This is a genomic window from Acinetobacter towneri (genome assembly GCF_001758345.1).
GTDB classification, from domain to species: Bacteria; Pseudomonadota; Gammaproteobacteria; order Pseudomonadales; family Moraxellaceae; genus Acinetobacter; species Acinetobacter towneri_A.
Genome location: NZ_MKQS01000049.1, coordinates 25,665 through 45,762, shown reverse-complemented (window position 1 = coordinate 45,762; position 20,098 = coordinate 25,665). Strand labels below are relative to the sequence as shown.

Sequence of the window (20,098 nt, the reverse complement as noted above, 5' to 3'; positions counted from 1 at the left end):
AATTATTTTATGTACGAACCTTACCCAGTCCCTGAACTCGCTCGTGACCTCAAACAAGTTCGTTACAGCAGTTTATGGACTTTTGCCAAACAAGATTTTCGTTTATTGGCCTTTTTCCTAATTATTGCAAGCTTGATTGGTTTTGGGATTGGGTATTTTTGGATTTGTATTAGCCTCGCCTTTTTGCTGTTTTTTCTTCAGCAAATGCGCTCGCTCTATTTAGTCAATGATTGGATTTCCAATCGTCCTTATGATGTCCCGCCGAATCTGCATGGAATTTGGGGTGCATTACTATTCAATGTTTATCGCTCGCAACGTCAGGAACGTATTGTTCAGGCTGAAATGGTCGGGTTGATTGACCGCGCCCAGTCTTCATTGGTGGCACTAGATGAAGCCGTGATGCTGATTGATGAAAATCATCAGATTGAATGGTGGAACCCTGCTGCAGAAAAACTGTTAGGTATTCAGCCTTTAGACCGTGGACGCAACATCCTGACTATTTTGCGCCAACCTAGTTTTATTGAATATTTTAATCATATTGACCAAGCACCCGACGGTTTAAAAATGAAATCGAGTGTGCATGAAGGGCAATATGTGCACGTCAAAATGACTCAGTTTGGTGGCAATAGCCGTTTGTTATTTGCTTACGACATGACGCGTATGCATAACCTAGAACAAATGCGTAAAGACTTTGTCGATAACATTTCACACGAATTACGTACCCCACTAACCGTGCTGAGTGGTTATATCGAAACCTTTACCGATCAGGATGATATTAACCCGCGTTGGAAACGTGCTTTTGAGCAAATGCAATCACAAACCCGACGTATGAATGCTTTAGTGAATGACCTTCTGCTATTGTCACGTCTGGAAAATGAAAAAACCATCGCCAAAAATCAAATCATTGAAATGCCAAGTTTAATGAATCAATTATTTGACGATGCACATGCCTATAACGTCGATTATGGACACACGCTCAACTTAAATATCGACAGTCATTATGATCTGATTGGTTCAGATGTAGAATTGGCCAGTGCCTTTAGCAACCTAATCACTAATGCAATTAAATACACCCCAAAAGGCGGGACGATTACCATTGGCTGGCATGATGATGGCAATCAAGGCTATTTTACTGTAGAAGATACTGGCATCGGGATTGATCCGAAACACTTACCACGCTTAACTGAACGCTTTTATCGTGTAGACAGCGCGCGTAGCCGACAAACAGGCGGCACAGGTTTAGGTTTAGCAATTGTGAAGCACGTTTTGATGCAGCATAATGCACACTTAGAAGTCGAATCTAAAGAAAATCAAGGCTCTATATTCAAAGCTGTGTTCCCGAAAGAGCGTTTGTATTACGAAAGTTAAGCGCTGATTTGGTACAACCCCCAACAAATTACAAAGTTAAAAATAAAAAACGCCAAATTATTTTGGCGTTTTTTTATTTCTCAATTCATCAGATTTTATTCTGCGGAAACAACATGCCCCAAGGCTTTCCCCATTTCCACCACAGAATTAGCCTTGAATTCGGCATCCCACTGCATTTTATTTTCTTCAAACAAAACAATCGCGGTAGAACCCAAATAAAAACGTCCTAATTCTGCACCTTTTTCAAGGAATAATTGGTGTTGATTCAGCTCCAAACGTCCCGATGGTTTTACTTTACCTGTCGCCACGGTTTCAATACCCGCCACAATCATAGCACCCACCAAAACGACCGCCATACGTCCCAGTTCGGTATCAAACAAACAGACCATGCGCTCATTGCGGGCAAATAAACCCGGAATATTTTCGGCTGTGGTTTGATTGACAGAAAACAACTCGCCTGGCACATATAAAGTTTCAGTGAGCGTGCCTGCAAAAGGCATGTGTACACGGTGATAATCACGTGGAGATAAATACACGGTTACAAACTGACCATTTTTAAAGGGTTCAGCCAATTGCGGGTCGGCAATTAAGTTTTCAACAGTAAATTGCTGACCTTTGGCCTGAAAAATTGCCCCATCTTCTATTTTACCTAGCTGCGAAATCGCCCCATCTGCAGGCGATACAATGCTGTTCGGATTGCTGTCAATTTCCCGCACACCTTGCTTTAAAGAACGGGTAAAAAAATCATTAAAAGATTTATATTTCAAGGCATTGCTTTGCTCTGCCAAAGACATATCAATGCCGTATTGTGCCTTGAATGCAGTAATCACTGCATTTTTGAGCACAGGATGCTCACTGGCTGCTAGTTTACCCACTACACGTGATAATTGATGTTGTGGCACAACGCGTTGTGCCTGAATGAAAATTTGTTTTTTTAAACGTGATGTGAGGCTCAAGACGGCAACTCTCCAGTAATAACAGGACTGTCAGGGCGGTTGCCCCATTCACTCCACGCACCATCATAGGCCTGAATTTTCCAACCCAATAAACGCCCTAAAATGTAGGCCAAACCTGAACGGTGATGTGACTGACAATACACCACTACAGGTTCGTTTAAATTGAATCCGATTAGTTCGAGACGCTGTCGTGTGCGTTCTAAGGGATGCAATTTTAAATGATTTTCACGATTAAGGGCAGTACTCCATTCAAAATGCAGTGCTCCAGGAATGTGACCGCCGCGTCGTGCAGCCAAACGTAGCCCTGTATATTCATCAGTAGTGCGGCAATCCCAAAGTTGTACCGACTGGTTTTGGCATTTTTCTAGCAACTCATCATATTGAATTCGATACTGATTTTTCTCAACAACAGGAACAAGCGTACTAACGGAGGTCAGCGGTTCAACCTCAGAAGTAGTTGGAAAACCTGCTGCCAACCATGCGTGAATCCCACCATTTAGTAAACTGGTATTTTCAAAGCCTAAACAGTGTAAATTCCAAATCAGACGCCCTGCCCATGCGCCACCTTCATCGTCATAGGCGACCACATGATGCTCAGGGGAAATACTCAAATACTGAATCAAGTCTTGTAAAGCCTCGGGTTCAGGCAATAAACCCGATGTATCTTCATCCTGACGTAGCAACATGCTCGGTTTGACCTGTAAAGCATGCGGAAGATGCAATTGCTCGTACACCGAATTGCGGCTCAAATCGACAATGCGCAATTTTTCATGCCCTAAAAAGGGAACTAAATCTTCTGCTTCAATCAGCAGTCCAAAATTGAATGGAGAAGTGCTCATTTTTATGCGGTTCAGTCTGTTTGGCAATCAACTTTAACTTAGTATAGGTCATTTTTGATAGCATGCTGTTTTTTTCATAACTTTCGCAGAATTTTAACAATCACATGCTTTAATCTAGAAAAAAACCGAAGATTTTCTTCGGTTTTTTCAATGTGCTCAGGTTTTAAACAGGCGTTTGTATTTCAAAAACTTGGCGTAAATATGCCAAGAAGGTGTCATTATCGGTCATGGTTTTACCCGGACTATCGGACAATTTCGCCACCGACTGACCATTACATTCCACCAATTTCAACACAATATTTAGCGCAGTTTGCCCCATATCATTGGTTAAGTTGGTACCAATCCCAAAACTAACCTGAAAACGGTCTTTAAAATACTGATGCAAGGCCCATGCTTTTTCGACATTTAAGCCATCACTGAAGGTCAGCATTTTAGTTTTACTGTCAATTTTTAGCTTTTTATAATGTGCATAAGCTTTATCGCCCCACACATACGGGTCGCCACTGTCATGTCGCAAGCCATCAAATAACTTGGCAAAATACAAATCAAAGTCACGCAGGAAAGCATCCATCCCGACCACATCAGTCAAGGCAATACCTAAATCCCCCCGATATTCCTGCACCCAAGTTTCTAGTGCGGCTTTTTGGAAGTCACGTAAACGCACATCTAGCGCCTGAAAAGCCTGTAAAAACTCATGTGCCATTGTCCCAATTGGGGTAATGCCTAATTCTTTAGCCAGAAATACATTACTGGTACCACGGAACACCTCAGGTACAGCTTGATGAAGGGCCGTAATCACGTGTTTTTGCCATGCAAAACTATAACGGCGGCGTGTACCAAAATCTGAAACCAAAAATGGTGGATCTTCGGCTTGTTGTTGCTGTTGGTAACTTTGAATCAGGGCAATTTTTTGCTGTAAACGACGTTCACCTTCTGCCCAGACCTCATCATTGCGAATGCGCTGGAAATAGAGCTCATTGACAATTGCCAAGACAAAAATCTCGAACATCATGGCCTGTACCATCGGACCTTCTATCCGAATATCCAAACGACCTTGCGCATCAATACTGGCTTGAATAAAACGACGCTTGAGCTGAAATAATTCTAAATAATCGACAAAGTCACTTTTAATAAAGCGTAAATTACGCAAATACTGCAATTCATCTTCTTTAAATTTCAACTGACACAAATGGTCAAGCTGTGCGTTCAACTCAGCTAAAATATCGCTCAGTGGATACGCAGTATCTTCAAGGTTACGGCAGCGGAATTGATACACACTGTGCGTTTGTGGAAATTTATGCAGCACCACCTGTAACATGGTGAATTTATATAAATCAGTATCGAGCAGAGATTGAATAATGGGGCTCATAGGGATCATCATTTCGCGGTACTTCTTGCATTAAAGCATACTTTATTCAGCAAAAAAGGGCTTTTATCGACAATCTTGTTAGAGCTTTGCTTAAGTTTAGCTATATCGTGGTGTTTTACCTCTTTACGAGCAGCGACCGTCTGGAGCTTACCTGACTGATGTTAATGCACGCCAAAGTGCCTGAGTTTGGTACAATCTGCAGCCATCCCCACACTGAGAAAGTTAGTCCCCCATGCGTGCATTATTACAACGAGTTCTTGAAGCCAAAGTCTTGGTCGATGGTGAAATCACTGGCGAGATTCAACAGGGTATTTTGGTGTTTTTGGGCTTAGGCAAAGACGATAATTTTGAGAAAGGTAAAAAGCTGATTGATAAAATTTTGAAATATCGTTTTTTTGATGATGAACAAGGCAAAATGGGTTGGAATGTCAGTCAGGCCAATGGCRGTGTGCTATTGGTTTCACAATTTACCCTCATGGCACAAACCCAAAAAGGCCTGCGCCCTGATTTTGGCCCTGCGATGCCACCAAACGATGCCAAAGCACTGTATGAACAATTGGTAGACTATGCCAAAAGTCAGTTTGACAAGGTGGAAACTGGTATTTTCGCTGCCGATATGAAAGTGCATCTGGTAAACGATGGGCCTGTGACTTTTTGTTTGGAAGTCGAGTAAATCACATAAAAAAAAACCTCTGTCAAAAATTGATCAGAGGTTTTTTGATGGCTAAATAACTTATTTGCCCGTTTTTTGTTGAATAAACTGGCGTGCCATTTTAATTTTTTCTTTTACAGGTTTTGGCAGTTTCGGTGGAATCAATTTCGCTACTTGGTTAAACCACACCAATAAGCCAAAATCACCTTCCATTTTAATGCTGCCGTTTTGCATGCCGGTCATAAACGCAGTTGGATCGCCTTTCATTAAGGTTTTTACGCCTTGCTCGCTGTCTGCAAACTGCAAAATAAAGTCAGCTTTTTCTGCATCGCCTGCCACAGTATCAATATGTCCATTGTTGACAATAATTTGACGCGCCAGACCTAAATCAGTGCCAATCTGAATGCGGAACTGACGCTCATGCACTAGCTCAATAAATTTTGGACTGGTACGTGCCAGCTGTTTCATGCGTAATGCCAAACCTGCCACTAAAAGGTCAAGTGGATCGGTACTGACATCAACTAAAGGAAGTTTGACCACAGGAATTGCAGAAAGTTTCATGACTGTGAAGCCTATTGTAATTGTTGGAGAGTTGATCGCATCATCCTATCACAACTCCTGCTTTTTACCGCAAGGCTTTGTATAACAATCTTAAGCTGGATGTTAAACTTTTGTCGCACACTTTATGGGTGAGTTAGCCGTGTTTATAAACTAAAAAAGATGCAAACCTGTTGCATCTTTTTTAAATCAAGGATCTATTTTAATTAACGGCTTGAGCATTGCTGCTGATCATCTTCATACACTGGGGTATGTTCAATATAGCGGCGTTTTGCCAAAGCACGTTCTGCGCGTCGATCTTCTCGTAATAATAATAAAGTTACCAATGCCATCGCCAAGCAAATTGCAGACAGATAACTATAGGTAATTGGCAGCTCAAACACACGTTGTACACTGTAGCGTACCACTTCTAACAAGCCCCAAAAAACCATACCTGCCAACATAAAGTTTAACCAGCGACGATAAGGCGAAAAGAAAACAGCAATCAACGCAGCTGCGACGAGGCTTAAGCCAACAATGGTCGCTAAATTCGCTGTTACCATAAAAACCTCCGTCTAAAGATGCAGCCTCATTTTTTAAATTGGTCTGCGACTTCAAATACCGTTTAAATAAATAATGGATGTCGATTTAAATTCTATGCATGCATTATGCTGCGTTTTTTCGATAAAAAAAGACTTGTATTTTCATAAAGCGACACACCTTGTCGCAATATTATATTGTCATTACATTTTTTTAATTTGGTAGTTTTCGGGAAGTGAAGCAGGCTCTTTATTCGCGTGTCATTACAAAAAAACACCTTATATTTTTGCCCTAAAAAAATTTTTTTTGATTCGATCTTGTTGTTGTTTTTATCGGCAGTTTTTCCTTACCGTTTATCGTTATCTGCTGATTATACAAACAAAAAACGCAGCATGACTGCCGCGTTTTTTTTCATTGATTTGTCATATTAGGCGCGGTTCAAATCTTTGTCATGCACACCCAATAAGTACAGCACACCATCTAATCCAACACTAGAAATGGCTTGATTGGCATTCTGACGCACCAAAGGTTTAGCACGGAATGCTACACCTAAACCTGCAATGGAAAGCATTGGCAAGTCGTTGGCACCATCCCCCACAGCAATGGCTTGCTCTAAAGAAATACCCATTTTTTCTGCCAGTTCACGTAGCAATAATGCCTTACGTGCACCATCGACAATATGGCCTTTAACCTCACCCGTTACCACGCCATTTTCCACATCTAAAATGTTGGCATGCACTTCATCAATCCCTAGTTTTTCCTGTAGGTATTCTGCAAAATACTGGAAACCACCCGACAAAATTGCAGTGCGATAACCCAAGGATTTCAGCGTTGAAATTAAACGCTCGGCACCTTCAGTGACTGTAAGTCGCTCTGCAATTTTAGGTAACACTGCAGCATCTAAGCCTTTCAGCAATGCCACACGGGCACGGAAACTTTGCTGAAAATCCAATTCACCCTGCATGGCACGTTCGGTAATTTCAGCTACCTGATCGCCTACGCCTGCTTCAATAGCCAACTCATCAATCACTTCCTGCTCAATCAGGGTCGAGTCCATATCAAAACACACCAAACGGCGGTTACGGCGGTAGGCATTGTCTTCTTGTACGGCAACATCCACACTCAGTTCATTCGACAAGCTTAAACACGCAGCACGCATAGCCACCGCATCTAGCATTTGCCCACTTAAACCAAACTGCACACATGCACGTTTTGGTTCATCTACAGAAGCATTGAGCTGTGGACGACCCGACAAACGTGTCACTGTTTCAATATTAAAGCCCTGACTAGACACAATATGCGTGACCGCCTGTAAATGTGAGGCATTCAGCTCTGGCGCCAGTGCAGTCACGATATAACGGGTACGACCGCCTTCTTTGACCCATTGTTCATATTCAGTTGCAGAGATTGGTTTAAAACGCACAGTTAAGCCAATATCATGTGCTAAAATCAGAATCTCCTTCATGGCTAAAGCCGTTGCAGTCTGGTCTTCTGATGCAACAACAATACCTAAAGTCAGTTGATTATGAATAACAGCTTGGCCAACATCTAAGATTTGTAAGGAATGAGCGGACAATACCTGCATTAATCGAGTAAACTGATTAGGTTGGTCAGGTCCTAAAAATGATATAAGAATGATTTCTCGCATGAATTGACTCGGGTCTGAGCTACAACTATTGTGAGAATCATAATCTAAATTGAATATAAATGCCTTGGAAGTTTTACCTTGAATGCGCCTAGACAAGGGCTATTTGCTAGCCTATTGATTGTAAGTTTTGCTTTTCACACCTTTTTATTGGTGCTTGCAACAACACACCAATTAAATGAAAACCGCGCCAATCAGGGGCAGTTAATGACCAGCCAACTGGTCACAGACAGCCTTTCTGAGCTGGAACCTCCTAATACAGTATCACTGGCATTATTGGTGAATCGTTATGCCACCAATCCAAGCATTGCTTCTATTCGTATTTTAGATGCGAAAAATCAGGTCTTGGCGACAGGTGGACAGTCACGTACCCGTGTAGGTGAAGTCTTTGTCCGCGACGCCATCATTAATGAAAAGAAAGTCGGCACTATTGAAATTACTTTAATTCAGCCAAGTATTGGTGAAATTCTGCGTACTCAATGGCTAGCCACACTTTTATCATTACTGGTTCATGCCTTGTTATGGTTGGCTTATCGCGCGATTGCCCGTCCTAGCCGTAGTGAATATTTGGCACGCATTAATAATGAATCCCGCCTCAAACACGAATTACAATTATTGACKCAAGCCCTTGAGCAAGAAAAACATCAGACTGCTTTGGCACTTGCGCAGGCACAGCAACAACCTAAACCTGTGATTTCGCCTAAAGCAAAAAAAGCCATTGAGCAAAGCCAAGATCAGAACAACATTGCGCTGAATATTCAGTTTTATGACCCGAAACAATTATTAGACACGGTCACGCAAAGTGTGTCTGTGCCTTATTTTAGCTTATGTCAGATTTTCCTGAACAAAAGTGTTGAACTTTGTGTACAACACTACAAATTAAACCGTTCCGATATTCAAACGGTAGAGCCATTCAATGAAGATGGTGCAACACTGAGTATTGCAGCCAATACACCAAATGCAGCAGCCTGTATGGCAATGATTGGCACGGTGTTCCAGTTATTGTCTGAAGTGCTGTATAAACGTTACCGCGAAGAAAAACGTTTTGTTTTGCAAACTCGTAGTGGTTTATCTACCGCCGTCGAAGCCATGCAGTTATCTGCGGTGCAGGCGGCACAGCGCTTGGTGCATCAATTATCTGCCCGTGAAAATGCAGTGCATCTACCAAAAGAATTGCTGGATGAACTGTCTACGCATTATGAATTGGTAAGTATGCCAAATCCGACCAATGTGCTGATGCGCCACGCCTTTATGGTCAATGGTATGGACAGCCAATCGGCTGAGTTAGCGCAAAGCTTGCGAACTGAAATTCTAAAAGGCAAACATTCAAAAGCCTCTTAAAATAATCCATAAGATGCTTTGAAAAACATAAAAACCTGAGTATGCGCACATACTCAGGTTTTTTTATATTCGTAGATGCGAGATCACATCCATTCACTACAGCCAAATTTACACATTCAGCTGCTTTTGCTCGACCAAATACATTTGCGCATTGTGTACCGCAGCCTGCCCCACCACAGCAGCTTTCTGCCATTCACCATTGGCTTGTAGCTCCCACGCATTTTGATTGTCATGCAAATAACTCAGCAAGCCATCTTTCACAATACGCTGTTTAATTTTCTCATCCAAAATAGGGAAGCAGGTTTCCACCCGTGAAAATAAGTTGCGTCCCATCCAGTCTGCGCTGGCACAATACAATTTTTTCGCACCACCATGCTCAAAATAATACACGCGGGTATGTTCCAGAAAACGCCCTACAATCGAACGGACATGAATACGCTCAGACATCCCTTTCACTTTTGGAATCAAACAACAAATTGAGCGGATAATTAAATCGACCTGTACCCCTGCCTGTGAAGCGCGGTACAAAGCCGTAATTAACTGTGGCTCAGTCAATGCATTGACTTTAATGATAATTCGGCCAGCTTTGCCTGCTTGTGCAAACCCGATTTCTTGTTCAATCAGTTTGAGCAATTCACTGTGTAAGGTAAATGGTGCATGCAGCAAGTTTTTTAATTTTGCCGATCTGCCCATACCTGTGAGCTCCTGAAACACCCGATGCACATCTTCACAAATATCAGGATGTGTGGTCATTAAACCGTAGTCGGTGTACATCCGCGCATTGCCTGCGTGATAGTTGCCTGTGCCCAAATGCACATAGCGCACCAACTGGTCTTGCTCACGACGCACAATCAAAATCATTTTGGCGTGGGTTTTATAACCCACAATGCCATACACCACCACAGCACCTGCCTCTTGTAAGACATTAGCAACCATAATATTAGATTCTTCATCAAAACGTGCGCGTAGCTCAATCACGGCAGTGACTTCTTTGCCATTACGCGCGGCCTCTGCAAGTACCTGCACAATTTCAGAATCTGGGCCACTGCGATACAGCGTTTGCTTAATCGCCAACACATTTGGATCTTTAGCCGCCTCTTTGAGTAAATTAATCACGGGCTGAAAAGAGTCAAATGGATGATGCAGTAACACATCCTGCTTTTTCAAAATCTCAAACATCGGCTTTTGCTTTCGAAATATTTTAGGAATCACAGGTGCAAAAGGGGGATATTTCAATTCAGGTCGGTCAAAACTACTGGTCAGACGCGACAGATTAATCGGCCCGCTAATCCGATATAGCTGCTGTTCATCTAAATCAAACTCTCTGAGCAAATAATCAATAATTTCTTGCGGGCAATCATCTTCAATTTCTAAACGTACTGCACGCCCAAAACGACGTGAAGATAATTCATCTTTTAAGGCGACTGCCAAATCATCGACATCTTCAGCCAAAATCAGGTCGGCATTGCGGGTCACCCGAAACGCATAGCAACCTGTGGCTTTCATGCCTGGGAACAGATCATTGATATGTTGCTGAATAATCGCAGTCAGGAAAATGTGTTCTGTTGCACTGCCTGCCACTTCTTTTGGCAAATTGATTAAACGTGGCAAGGAGCGTGGCGCAGGCACAATCGCCATTTCAATTTCACGGCCAAAGGCATCTTTGCCTTGTAAGCTGACAATAAAATTAAGGCTTTTATTGACCAAACGTGGAAATGGATGCGATGGGTCAAGGCTGATTGGCGTTAAAACAGGCTGTACCTGACGCGCAAAATAATCGGCAATCCACGCTTTATGTTTATCCAAAATGTCATGATATTGAATAAAGTGAATCCCTAAACTTTGCAACTGCGGCAAAATGGCATAGTTTAACGTGTCATATTGCTGCTTCACCGCCTGATGCACTTTATCAGACAACTCTGCCAAGACCTGTTCAGTCGGAATGGCATCTGGGGTACGGGTAATGGCATTCAAATCGAGTTGCTTCATCAAACCTGCAACACGAATTTCAAAAAACTCATCTAAATTGCGTGAAAAAATAATCAGAAAGTTGAGTCGCTCTAAAATAGGTAACTCCGGGTCTAAAGCCTGCGCCAAAACCCGACGGTTAAACTCAATTAAAGAGAGTTCACGGTTAAAATAAGTATCAGATGAATGCTGAAAGTGTTCCATATCTTCTCTATGCTGTTTTTAAGACAGTCTGCTTATTTCGCCTCTGTGCAAGGCATGGTAGGTAGAGATTATGACAATCATGTTACAGCCACACTTAATTGCAGAATATTTCGCTAGGATAAGGTTAATATAAAAACATGATTTTTATTTAGTTTATTCTAAATTCAATTTATTTAATAGCAAAAAAGGAAGGTATAACCCTTCCTTTTCACAATTAGTCTATTATCTACTTTTAGCCAAGTAAGTGCTGACTCTGCACTCGCTGTACCCCATGTGCCAACATCTGTTGCCATGCTTGTTCTAAAGAGCCATTTAAATCAATCGCTTTGGTGGCATCTTCAATCACGTAGGTACTAAAACCCAACTCACAGGCATCTATCGCTGTCCACGCCACACAAAAGTCGGTAGCTATGCCCACAATATAAACTGTATCAATTTCACGGGCTTTTAAATAGGCCGCCAAACCTGTGGTGGTTTTACGGTCTGCTTCCATAAAGGCAGAATAGCTGTCTATTTGCTCGTGGAAACCTTTGCGAATAATCAATTGTGCTGTAGGTAAATCTAGGTCTGGGTGTAATTCGGCATCAAGTGTGCCCTGTACACAATGCACAGGCCACAACACTTGCTCACCATAACTGAGTTGAATCTGCGCATAGTCCTGTTTGCCTGCATGATTAGCAGCAAAGGACACATGCGTTGCAGGATGCCAGTCTTGGGTGATCACAATGTTTTGAAACACACGCCCAAGCGCATTAATGCAGGGAATAATTTTATCGGCATCTGCAACCGCCAAATTACCTCCTGGACAAAAACCATTTTGCACATCGACCACAATCAAGGCGCTATTCAGCTGCTGCATGCTGTTTCCTTTCTCATCCTAAATGCGACCTTCAGCATAGCTGAAATTTAAGTCTGAGTGGTTTCACTTTGATAAAAATAAAAAGAATTGTGTTCAGCACAATGTTGATAGTTCGGTAGCTGTAACAATAATTGCCGTACAAAACGTGGATAGATTTTGGCTTTGCGTGCAGTCGCAGCATGAAAATAAAAATAAGGCAGTGAATGCCGAGTTAAATAATTGACCAAATGCTGTCGAGTTAAACGCATCACCTGAAAGGCATCAATACCTGCGTTAACATCTTCATAAGTGGCTTGATCGGCAAATGCCAGCCATGCATTTTGTTTTGGAGAAGTCCGTGTTACCCGAAAATGGCGTTTCAATTCTAAAATAAATTCATATTCAATCAGATACAGCGAAAACTGCTGTTGATTCAACTGAAATTCTGCGATTAATTTTTTCTGCTTCAAATAATGCTCTTATCTTTACTGTTTTTTAGGTCTTATTATACCCTGCTTGCGTCATTACCACCCAGTGAAATAAGCAGCTTTGCGACAGTACTTGTCACAATTCATTCAATTGTTTTTGCAAAAAAATCAGCAATCAAAATACAAAAAAATAGCCTGCATATTCAGGCTATGGGTCTTTCAACTGTTCTCATTCTTTTAAACAGTTGGAATACGACGTAGCAATAACCACATCATCAAGGGAATCACAATAAATGACAATAAACCATCTAAATAAATGACGTAGCAAAATATAGCCAAAAACAATCATTCAGCTGCGTTCCTATCATTTAAAAAAACAAAATATTCCCAATAAAATTCTCAGATATAAGCGCTATAAGCTCTGAATTGAGCCTTAGTTATATAAAAAATCTGCTGTTCAGTATCGTAGTATTCCCACTTAAGGCTAATAAATCACTGGTGACCGTTGCGCTATACGGGTAAAAATTTGGGCACTAAAGAGATGATCATTATTTTCATTTTAAAGAACAAGCAACTGATCCTAAAATACTAAATTAAACAAAGTTTATGATTGCTTTGACGAAAGCATATTGTTCTGACACACTGAATCAGTCATAATTTGGCTAAGCATTATTTAATCAATTTGATTGAATTTTGCCCCAAATCAAAATACTGCAACCATCCACATCTACTTTTCTACACCTCTGTGGATGGAAAAATAGGATCTTTTTAAAAAATGACTCAGCAAGCACAGACCATTCAAGGCTCAATTGTCGCAATTGTCACCCCAATGTTAGAAGATGGCAGCGTAGATTGGAAAGGTCTCGAGAAGCTGGTTGAGTGGCACATAGAACAAGGAACCAACAGTATTGTTGCTGTGGGTACAACAGGTGAAGCATCGACCTTAAGTATGGAAGAGCACACCAAAGTAATCGCAGAAATTATTCGCGTCGCAAATAAGCGTATTCCTGTCATTGCTGGTACTGGTGCAAACTCAACGCATGAAGCCATCGAACTCACCAAAGAAGCGCAACACCTAGGCGCAGATGCAGCTTTATTGGTAACGCCTTATTATAATAAGCCAACCCAGCAAGGCTTATACGAGCACTATAAAGCAATTGCAGAAGCAGTTGATTTACCTATCATTTTATATAATGTTCCAGGTCGTACTGGTGTAGATATGTCCAATGAAACGGTTATCCGTCTCGCTGACATCCATAATATTGTGGGTGTAAAAGATGCAACGGGCGATGTGCCACGTGGTCAGCAATTACTGGCTGGCTTGGCAGGCAAAAACATGGTGGTGTACTCAGGTGATGACGCTACGGCATATCAATTGATGCTACATGGTGCTAAAGGCAATATTTCTGTAACTGCTAATGTTGCACCAAAAGCCATGAGCCAAGTTTGCGCGGCTGCAATTGCAGGTGATGCTGTAGCTGCAGAGCAACAAAACAGTACGATTGCAAATTTACACAATATTCTATTTTGTGAATCGAACCCAATTCCTGTGAAATGGGCACTTCATGAAATGGGATTAATTGGTACAGGAATTCGCCTACCATTAACTCCGCTTGCAGAACAATATCGTGCACCGTTACGCGAAGCCCTTCAGGCTGCGGGTGTCATTCAATAAAAGAGCTTAGTATGATGCAATTACGTTTTGGTTTTATCGCTGCACTTTCAGTATTGAGTTTGGCTGGTTGTAGTTCTCTTGCCATCAATAATGGTTCCTTGGACTATAAAGACGCCGCTTCTTTAGCACCACTTCAATATCCAGAAGGTTCTGTGGTTCGAYCTGCAACACCATTGTATCCTGCACCAAGTGTTGACCCTTTAGCAACGGCAAATGCACCTAAGCTTGAAAATGCACGTGGCAACCGTTTTGCGATGCCACGTCCTGAAGCCATGCAAGCCAGCAGCAACACCGTTCAAGACAGTACGCAAATTGGGCGTCCTCAACCTGTAGTTGACGGAAACCAAAATCCGTTGCTCAAAATTGATGGAAATTCTGCTACAATTTGGCAATACACACTTGCCACCCTCAGCAGTCTGAATTACAGCATTGTTGGTCAAAGTAAGAACCGTTACGAGGCAACCATTAAGGTCGATCAACAGATTTATGTCTTAAGATTGACCTCTGTCGGTTCGAGCAACAACCTAGCCGTATTCAATGCCGATAACAGCTTTGCAGATCAAGAAAAAGCTGCAGATCTGTTGGCCCAGATTTACCAAAATTGGCCAGCCTAGCCGTACTAGGCATTTTTTTTGAAAAAGGTTCCCTCATGTTAAAACAAACCTTGCTCTATACTGGTAAAGCAAAATCTGTTTATACCACAGACAGTGCAGACCACCTGATTTTAGTCTTTCGTGATGATGCCTCTGCGTTCAATGGCGAAAAAATCGAACAACTAGATCGTAAAGGTAAGGTGAACAACCGTTTTAACGCCTTTATCATGGAAAAATTGGCTGAAGCGGGTATCGAAACTCACTTTGAAAAACTACTTACACCAACAGAAGTATTGGTGAAAAAGTTAGACATGATTCCTGTAGAGTGTGTTATTCGTAACTACGCTGCAGGTTCACTCTGCCGTCGTTTAGGTGTAGAAGAAGGTAAAGAACTGACTCCACCAACCTTTGAATTGTTCTTTAAAGATGACGCTCTTGGCGACCCAATGGTAAACGAATCTCAAGCAATTGCTTTAGGTTGGGCGAATGCTGAACAATTGGCAAAAATGAAAGAATTAACTTACCAAGTCAACGATGTATTAAAAGCATTGTTTGACGCAGGGAATATGATTTTGGTCGACTTCAAACTTGAGTTTGGCGTATTCCACGACCGTATTGTGTTAGGTGATGAGTTCTCTCCAGACGGTTGCCGTTTATGGGACAAAGACACCAAGAAAAAACTCGACAAAGACCGTTTCCGTCAAGGTTTAGGCGGTGTAGTTGAAGCTTATGAAGAAGTTGCTGCACGTTTAGGTATAAACTTAGACAATATCTAATTCAAGCTTTTCAATTTTCAAAAGCTGTATTGCACAAACCGAGCAACTTTGCTCGGTTTTTGTATTTTGCTGTATACCAAGCAAGTTTTAAATTAAATCAATGAAAAAAAATAAATCTTTGAAAACCACACCCAACCACAATACCCGATCTTCCCACTTTTTTAAATTTATCTGAATTTAAATTGCGTATTCTTTAATTCCGTGTATGCTTGTTGTCATACTAGAAAAATATGAAGTTCGTTTTAATCGTCTAAGTCCGTAGTTTTATTTTGTAATCCTTCGTTTGTTCAGATTTTAAGTCGCATTTTTTCCAAGTTATTCAAAATCTTTTTTAGATTGCAACATATTAAAATTCAGCAGGATATTTCCCTATGTCAAATCCGACAATGAAAGGCACGGTAAAGTGGTTTAACGAAACTAAAGGCTTTGGTTTTATTCAACCAGAATCTGGTCCAGATGTGTTTGCGCATTTTAGCGAAATCGCACACTCAGGCTTCAAGACTTTACACGAAGGTCAGCAAGTTGAGTTCAGCATTGCGCAAGGTCAAAAAGGCCCAAATGCTGTAAACATCAAACCGCTTTAAGCCTTTGAATGCAGACCTTAAGTCTGCAAGCAAAAGTAAAAAAAGCTCAAGTTGATTCTTGCGCTTTTTTTTTGCCCATACTTTTTGCAAATATCTTTTTCAGCTGTACCAAACCGCTTAGGATTGTGTCTGCTGCCAACGCCGTTGTTGTAAGCGCTCACCTTCCACCTCACGTTTATTACGTGCCGACTCATACAACTTTGTGCCTTTCAGTTCAGGCGGCAAATAGTCTTGTAACACAAAATGCTCGGGGTAATTGTGTGGATACAAATAATCTACCCCATAGCCTTGTTCTTTCATCAGTTTGGTCGGCGCGTTACGCAAATGCAGTGGCACAGGCAAGTTGGCGGTTTTTTCAGCCAAATTCATGGCTTTGTTAATCGCCAAATAAGTACTGTTACTTTTGGCACTGGTCGCCAAATATACTGCACATTGTCCTAAAATAATCCGTGCTTCAGGCATACCCAACACTTGTACCGAGCGGAAACATTCACCTGCCAATAACAAGGCATTCGGGTTGGAGTTACCTATATCTTCCGAAGCAGCTATCAGCATACGACGTGCAATAAAAATCGGATCTTCACCGCCTTTAAGCATACGTGCCATCCAGTACAATGCGGCATCGGGATCACTGCCACGAATTGACTTAATAAAAGCCGATACCAAATCATAATGTTGCTCGCCCGACTTGTCATAACGGGCAATGTTTTGCTGCGCGACCTTGACCACAATCGCGTTGGTGATGATATTTTCTACATCGGGTTCAAAGGTGCTTGCCACCAAGTCCAATAGATTCAAAGCCTTGCGTGCATCGCCTGCAGCAAACTGAATCAAGGCATCAAATTCTTCAATCTGAATATAACGGTCTTTTAAGAATTGATCTTGTAAAATGGCTTGGGTGAGCAAAGTCTGAATCGAATCGGCGTCTAAAGCCTTTAAAGTATAGACCTGACAACGTGAGAGCAGTGCGCTATTGACTTCAAAAGATGGATTTTCAGTGGTCGCACCAATTAAGGTGATTTTGCCCTTTTCCACCGCATTTAATAAAGCATCTTGCTGCGACTTATTAAAACGATGAATTTCATCAATAAATACCACTGGTGTGAGCAAATCACCGCCTTCGGCAATAATTTCACGCAGCTCTTTGACCCCAGTATTTAATGCAGAAAGGCTGATAAAAGGACGATCTACCGCCTGCGCCAACAGCAAAGCAATGGTAGTTTTCCCCACCCCGGGTGGCCCCCAGAAAATAATCGACGGCAAATGCCCCTGATCAATCATTTGGCGTAACGGCGCTTGCTCACCTAAAAGATGATCTTGACCAATAATTTGCGCTAAATCGCGTGGGCGCAAACGCTCAGGCAGTGGAATATGACTCTCTGACATCTTGTTATTTCTTTACTTGACTTCAACCTAGTCTACTATGATCTCAAGCTTTGGAGTATTTCTAATCGTGCCGTTTTATCTCTAAAACGCGACTCACGGTTTATTCTGCAATATGAATTAACGCACCCAACGCACCACGTAATCTTCTATGTCTTCTTCTGCAACATCCAGTTCTGAAATACAACGCCCTGCCGCAGATTTTTTGGCTTTAATCACACTTTGGCGTGAGCCCGTATTTAAGTAATGCCAAGATGGCAAATTTTTGCCCTGTTTTAAACGACGATAGGCACAACTTGGCGGCAACCAGTGAATTTTTTCTAGTTTTTCGGGGGAAAGTTGAATGCAATCGGGCACAAAGTCAAAGCGATTGGCATAATCTGAACAACGTGCTGTGTTACAGTCCAGTAACTTGCACGCCACTTTGGTATAGGCCATTTCTTGCGTGTCTTCATCTTCTAGTTTGACCAAACAGCATAAACCGCAACCATCGCATAAGGCTTCCCATTCCGCAGTATTTAAGGCATTCAGCGGATAGTTTTTCCAAAATTCAGGTCGTAATTGATCAGACATAGCGCACAGAAAATAACAAAACTGCGTCATTATAACAGCCTTGTTTCAACTTGTTGCTTTTGTTTAGTCTTTAAATGAATCAAACACTTAACTCAAACAACTGAACATTTAATACACAAAAACAAAACAGTGTGCTGCGTTCAGCCCCCTATACTAAATCCAGAAGCTATAAAAACACATGGAGAACAATTATGTTTCGTTGGGCTATAATCTTCGCAGTGATTGCGTTAATCGCGAGTTTACTTGGTTTTGGTGGTGTCGCAGGTTTATCCAAAGACTTTGCCATTATTTTATTGGTGATTGCTGTGATTTTAGCAATTGTTGGTTTCCTCTCTCGCGGCAAAGTCTAGTGATCTCGTCTATAGACTTGTAAATTTGTTAAAAAAAGAAGGATTGATTCCTTCTTTTTTTATATGTGCTTTTTACGCAACAGATGGCAATTGGGGCGTTTTTAAAATATTTTCTCACATTTATAGGCAGTATTTGCCCTGTTTTTAAAAATGCGTGCCATATTATTATGCTTTAATCATGGCATTGAAAACGATAAGGGATAAGACATGGCTTTAGCAATCAAAACTCGCGAAATTGAATATACGGCTGCAGATGGCAGCAAACTGATCGGTTATTTTGCTGCACCAGAAGCAGCTCAAGCTGTCGCGGGGGTGATTGTCGCACCTGAATGGTGGGGACGTAACGAATATACCGAACAACGCGCGCGTGAATTGGCTGAACATGGTTTTGCAGCCTTAGCGATTGATATGTATGGCGATAAAAAAGTCACCACCACCGCAGCCCAAGCCAATGAATGGATGATGCAAACTTTTGCAGATGCCGACACAATTGTGACTCGTGCGTCTGCAGCTTTGGACACTTTAGCAGCCCAACCTGAAGTAAATCGCGATAAACTCGCTGCAATTGGTTTCTGTTATGGCGGCAAAGTTGTACTGGATTTGGCTCGTTCTGGCGCAGCATTAAAAGCCGTGGTGACCTTCCACGCCAACCTCAGCCCGAAAGCCCCCGCACAACAAGGTCAGGTTCAAGCTGAGATTTTGGTGTTGCATGGTGAACTGGACAGCATGGTAACTTTAGACGACGTCGCAAGTTTCCGTGAAGAAATGCACGCGGCTCAAGTAGAGCATGAAGTGATTATTTTTGAAGATGCCAAACACGGCTTTAGTAACCCTCAAGCCGATGAACGTGCCAAAGCCAATGGGGTCGATTTAGGCTACAACGCATCGGCAGAGCAACAAGGTTTAGCTGCCATGTATGAAGTATTGGATCGTCGTTTAGCAGATTAATCTGCTGTTCAAATTTCGCAGCATATACTCAACGCAAGCCAAGAAAATTTTAAAGAAGAGGATATAACAATGACTGAGCAATGCCCTTATTGCAATTTTGATGATTATGATGTTTTGGCAAAAAATGAATTTGGGGTAATTTTACCTGAACCCAATGCCCTGTCTAAAGGACATTGCGTGATCATTCCGCTACGTCACGTCGGCTCTTTTTTTGACATTACAGACAAAGAACGTAAAAGTTTATTGTCTTTATTAGAATTGGCGCGCAATGAGTTGCAATTGCGTCATCAACCTGCAGGTTTCCATGTGGGTTTTAATGATGGCGATGTATTTGATGCCAAATCTGAGCATTTACACATCCACATTATTCCACGCTACGAAGGTCAGACCTTAAAATTGGATAACCGTTGGGGTATGAGCGGTCAAATTTAAACCACGACTCGTTTTATCCCAAACTAAGTGAAACAAAACCTAAAGAAGAAGATGCAAGCTCATCTTCTTTTTTTTATGCACGTAATTCCCACGCCAGTT

Annotated in this window: 21 protein-coding genes; 10 read left to right on the top strand and 11 right to left on the bottom strand. The window is 41.8% G+C overall.

Going from position 1 to position 20,098, the window contains the following annotated elements:
• The first annotated feature begins 9 nt into the window (after positions 1 to 9).
• Entirely contained in the window at positions 10 to 1,368 is a 1,359-nt protein-coding gene (gene phoR, locus BJN41_RS13550; RefSeq protein WP_070155810.1) for a phosphate regulon sensor histidine kinase PhoR, read from the top strand.
• Between the two features lie 95 nt (positions 1,369 to 1,463).
• Here the strand turns inward: phoR and asd are convergent, their stop codons facing one another.
• The 3 genes from asd to pncB all read right to left on the bottom strand — a co-directional run bounded on the left by asd (position 1,464) and on the right by pncB (position 4,532).
• The gene (asd, locus tag BJN41_RS13545) at positions 1,464 to 2,324 is read right to left on the bottom strand and encodes an archaetidylserine decarboxylase (protein ID WP_070155808.1); all 861 of its coding nucleotides are present in this window, start codon (positions 2,322 to 2,324) and stop codon (positions 1,464 to 1,466) included.
• Positions 2,321 to 3,163: a sulfurtransferase gene (locus BJN41_RS13540; RefSeq protein ID WP_070155806.1), complete on the bottom strand. Its 843-nt coding sequence runs from the start codon at positions 3,161 to 3,163 to the stop codon at positions 2,321 to 2,323. The genes asd and BJN41_RS13540 overlap by 4 nt, the downstream gene beginning before the upstream one ends.
• Positions 3,164 to 3,326: 163 nt before the next feature.
• Positions 3,327 to 4,532, bottom strand: coding sequence for a nicotinate phosphoribosyltransferase (pncB, locus tag BJN41_RS13535; RefSeq protein ID WP_070155804.1), 1,206 nt, complete (start codon positions 4,530 to 4,532; stop codon positions 3,327 to 3,329).
• A gap of 232 nt (positions 4,533 to 4,764) precedes the next feature.
• Here pncB and dtd point away from each other — a divergent pair, with 232 nt between their 5' ends.
• Positions 4,765 to 5,205 carry a D-aminoacyl-tRNA deacylase gene (gene dtd, locus BJN41_RS13530; RefSeq protein WP_070155802.1) on the top strand — a complete coding sequence of 147 codons (441 nt, stop codon included), beginning with the start codon at positions 4,765 to 4,767 and terminating at the stop codon, positions 5,203 to 5,205.
• A 60-nt stretch (positions 5,206 to 5,265) separates the two neighbouring features.
• Here dtd and BJN41_RS13525 read toward each other — a convergent pair whose 3' ends face one another.
• The 3 genes from BJN41_RS13525 to serB form a co-directional block, all read right to left on the bottom strand.
• Entirely contained in the window at positions 5,266 to 5,745 is a 480-nt protein-coding gene (locus BJN41_RS13525; protein WP_019838068.1) for an SCP2 sterol-binding domain-containing protein, read from the bottom strand.
• A gap of 203 nt (positions 5,746 to 5,948) precedes the next feature.
• A complete protein-coding gene (gene aciT / locus BJN41_RS13520; RefSeq protein WP_019838067.1) occupies positions 5,949 to 6,284 on the bottom strand; it encodes a ciprofloxacin tolerance protein AciT in 336 nt (111 codons plus the stop codon).
• Positions 6,285 to 6,688: 404 nt separating this feature from the next.
• Positions 6,689 to 7,909, bottom strand: coding sequence for a phosphoserine phosphatase SerB (serB, locus tag BJN41_RS13515; RefSeq protein WP_026438231.1), 1,221 nt, complete (start codon positions 7,907 to 7,909; stop codon positions 6,689 to 6,691).
• A gap of 78 nt (positions 7,910 to 7,987) precedes the next feature.
• On the opposite strand from serB, the gene BJN41_RS13510 reads away from it, so the two are divergent.
• A complete protein-coding gene (locus BJN41_RS13510) occupies positions 7,988 to 9,247 on the top strand; it encodes a hypothetical protein (RefSeq protein ID WP_026438230.1) in 1,260 nt (419 codons plus the stop codon).
• Between the two features lie 108 nt (positions 9,248 to 9,355).
• Here the strand turns inward: BJN41_RS13510 and ppk1 are convergent, their stop codons facing one another.
• The 3 genes from ppk1 to BJN41_RS13495 all read right to left on the bottom strand — a co-directional run bounded on the left by ppk1 (position 9,356) and on the right by BJN41_RS13495 (position 12,727).
• Complete coding sequence (ppk1, locus tag BJN41_RS13505) at positions 9,356 to 11,419, bottom strand: polyphosphate kinase 1 (protein WP_070155800.1); 2,064 nt, start codon at positions 11,417 to 11,419, stop codon at positions 9,356 to 9,358.
• Positions 11,420 to 11,651: 232 nt separating this feature from the next.
• Positions 11,652 to 12,278, bottom strand: coding sequence for a bifunctional nicotinamidase/pyrazinamidase (gene pncA, locus BJN41_RS13500; RefSeq protein ID WP_070155798.1), 627 nt, complete (start codon positions 12,276 to 12,278; stop codon positions 11,652 to 11,654).
• A 47-nt stretch (positions 12,279 to 12,325) separates the two neighbouring features.
• On the bottom strand, positions 12,326 to 12,727 hold the full coding sequence (locus BJN41_RS13495) for a hypothetical protein (protein WP_019838061.1): 402 nt from the start codon (positions 12,725 to 12,727) through the stop codon (positions 12,326 to 12,328).
• Positions 12,728 to 13,460: 733 nt separating this feature from the next.
• On the opposite strand from BJN41_RS13495, the gene dapA reads away from it, so the two are divergent.
• The 4 genes from dapA to BJN41_RS13475 all read left to right on the top strand — a co-directional run bounded on the left by dapA (position 13,461) and on the right by BJN41_RS13475 (position 16,313).
• Positions 13,461 to 14,360: a 4-hydroxy-tetrahydrodipicolinate synthase gene (gene dapA / locus BJN41_RS13490; RefSeq protein WP_019838060.1), complete on the top strand. Its 900-nt coding sequence runs from the start codon at positions 13,461 to 13,463 to the stop codon at positions 14,358 to 14,360.
• A gap of 14 nt (positions 14,361 to 14,374) precedes the next feature.
• The gene (locus BJN41_RS13485) at positions 14,375 to 14,974 is read left to right on the top strand and encodes a lipoprotein-34 precursor (NlpB) (RefSeq protein ID WP_070155924.1); all 600 of its coding nucleotides are present in this window, start codon (positions 14,375 to 14,377) and stop codon (positions 14,972 to 14,974) included.
• Positions 14,975 to 15,009: 35 nt separating this feature from the next.
• On the top strand, positions 15,010 to 15,729 hold the full coding sequence (gene purC, locus BJN41_RS13480) for a phosphoribosylaminoimidazolesuccinocarboxamide synthase (RefSeq protein ID WP_019838058.1): 720 nt from the start codon (positions 15,010 to 15,012) through the stop codon (positions 15,727 to 15,729).
• A 371-nt stretch (positions 15,730 to 16,100) separates the two neighbouring features.
• Positions 16,101 to 16,313 carry a cold-shock protein gene (locus BJN41_RS13475; protein WP_004974113.1) on the top strand — a complete coding sequence of 71 codons (213 nt, stop codon included), beginning with the start codon at positions 16,101 to 16,103 and terminating at the stop codon, positions 16,311 to 16,313.
• Positions 16,314 to 16,430: 117 nt separating this feature from the next.
• Here the strand turns inward: BJN41_RS13475 and BJN41_RS13470 are convergent, their stop codons facing one another.
• Both BJN41_RS13470 and BJN41_RS13465 read right to left on the bottom strand, forming a co-directional pair.
• Positions 16,431 to 17,699, bottom strand: coding sequence for a replication-associated recombination protein A (locus BJN41_RS13470; protein WP_019838056.1), 1,269 nt, complete (start codon positions 17,697 to 17,699; stop codon positions 16,431 to 16,433).
• A gap of 117 nt (positions 17,700 to 17,816) precedes the next feature.
• The gene (locus tag BJN41_RS13465; protein ID WP_019838055.1) at positions 17,817 to 18,269 is read right to left on the bottom strand and encodes a YcgN family cysteine cluster protein; all 453 of its coding nucleotides are present in this window, start codon (positions 18,267 to 18,269) and stop codon (positions 17,817 to 17,819) included.
• Between the two features lie 191 nt (positions 18,270 to 18,460).
• On the opposite strand from BJN41_RS13465, the gene BJN41_RS13460 reads away from it, so the two are divergent.
• The 3 genes from BJN41_RS13460 to BJN41_RS13450 all read left to right on the top strand — a co-directional run bounded on the left by BJN41_RS13460 (position 18,461) and on the right by BJN41_RS13450 (position 19,999).
• Positions 18,461 to 18,619, top strand: a complete 159-nt coding sequence (locus BJN41_RS13460) for a DUF1328 domain-containing protein (RefSeq protein ID WP_004647174.1) — start codon at positions 18,461 to 18,463, stop codon at positions 18,617 to 18,619.
• Positions 18,620 to 18,826: 207 nt separating this feature from the next.
• On the top strand, positions 18,827 to 19,567 hold the full coding sequence (locus tag BJN41_RS13455; RefSeq protein WP_070155796.1) for a dienelactone hydrolase family protein: 741 nt from the start codon (positions 18,827 to 18,829) through the stop codon (positions 19,565 to 19,567).
• 69 nt (positions 19,568 to 19,636) lie between these two features.
• Positions 19,637 to 19,999, top strand: coding sequence for an HIT family protein (locus tag BJN41_RS13450; RefSeq protein WP_070155794.1), 363 nt, complete (start codon positions 19,637 to 19,639; stop codon positions 19,997 to 19,999).
• Positions 20,000 to 20,098: the final 99 nt, after the last annotated feature.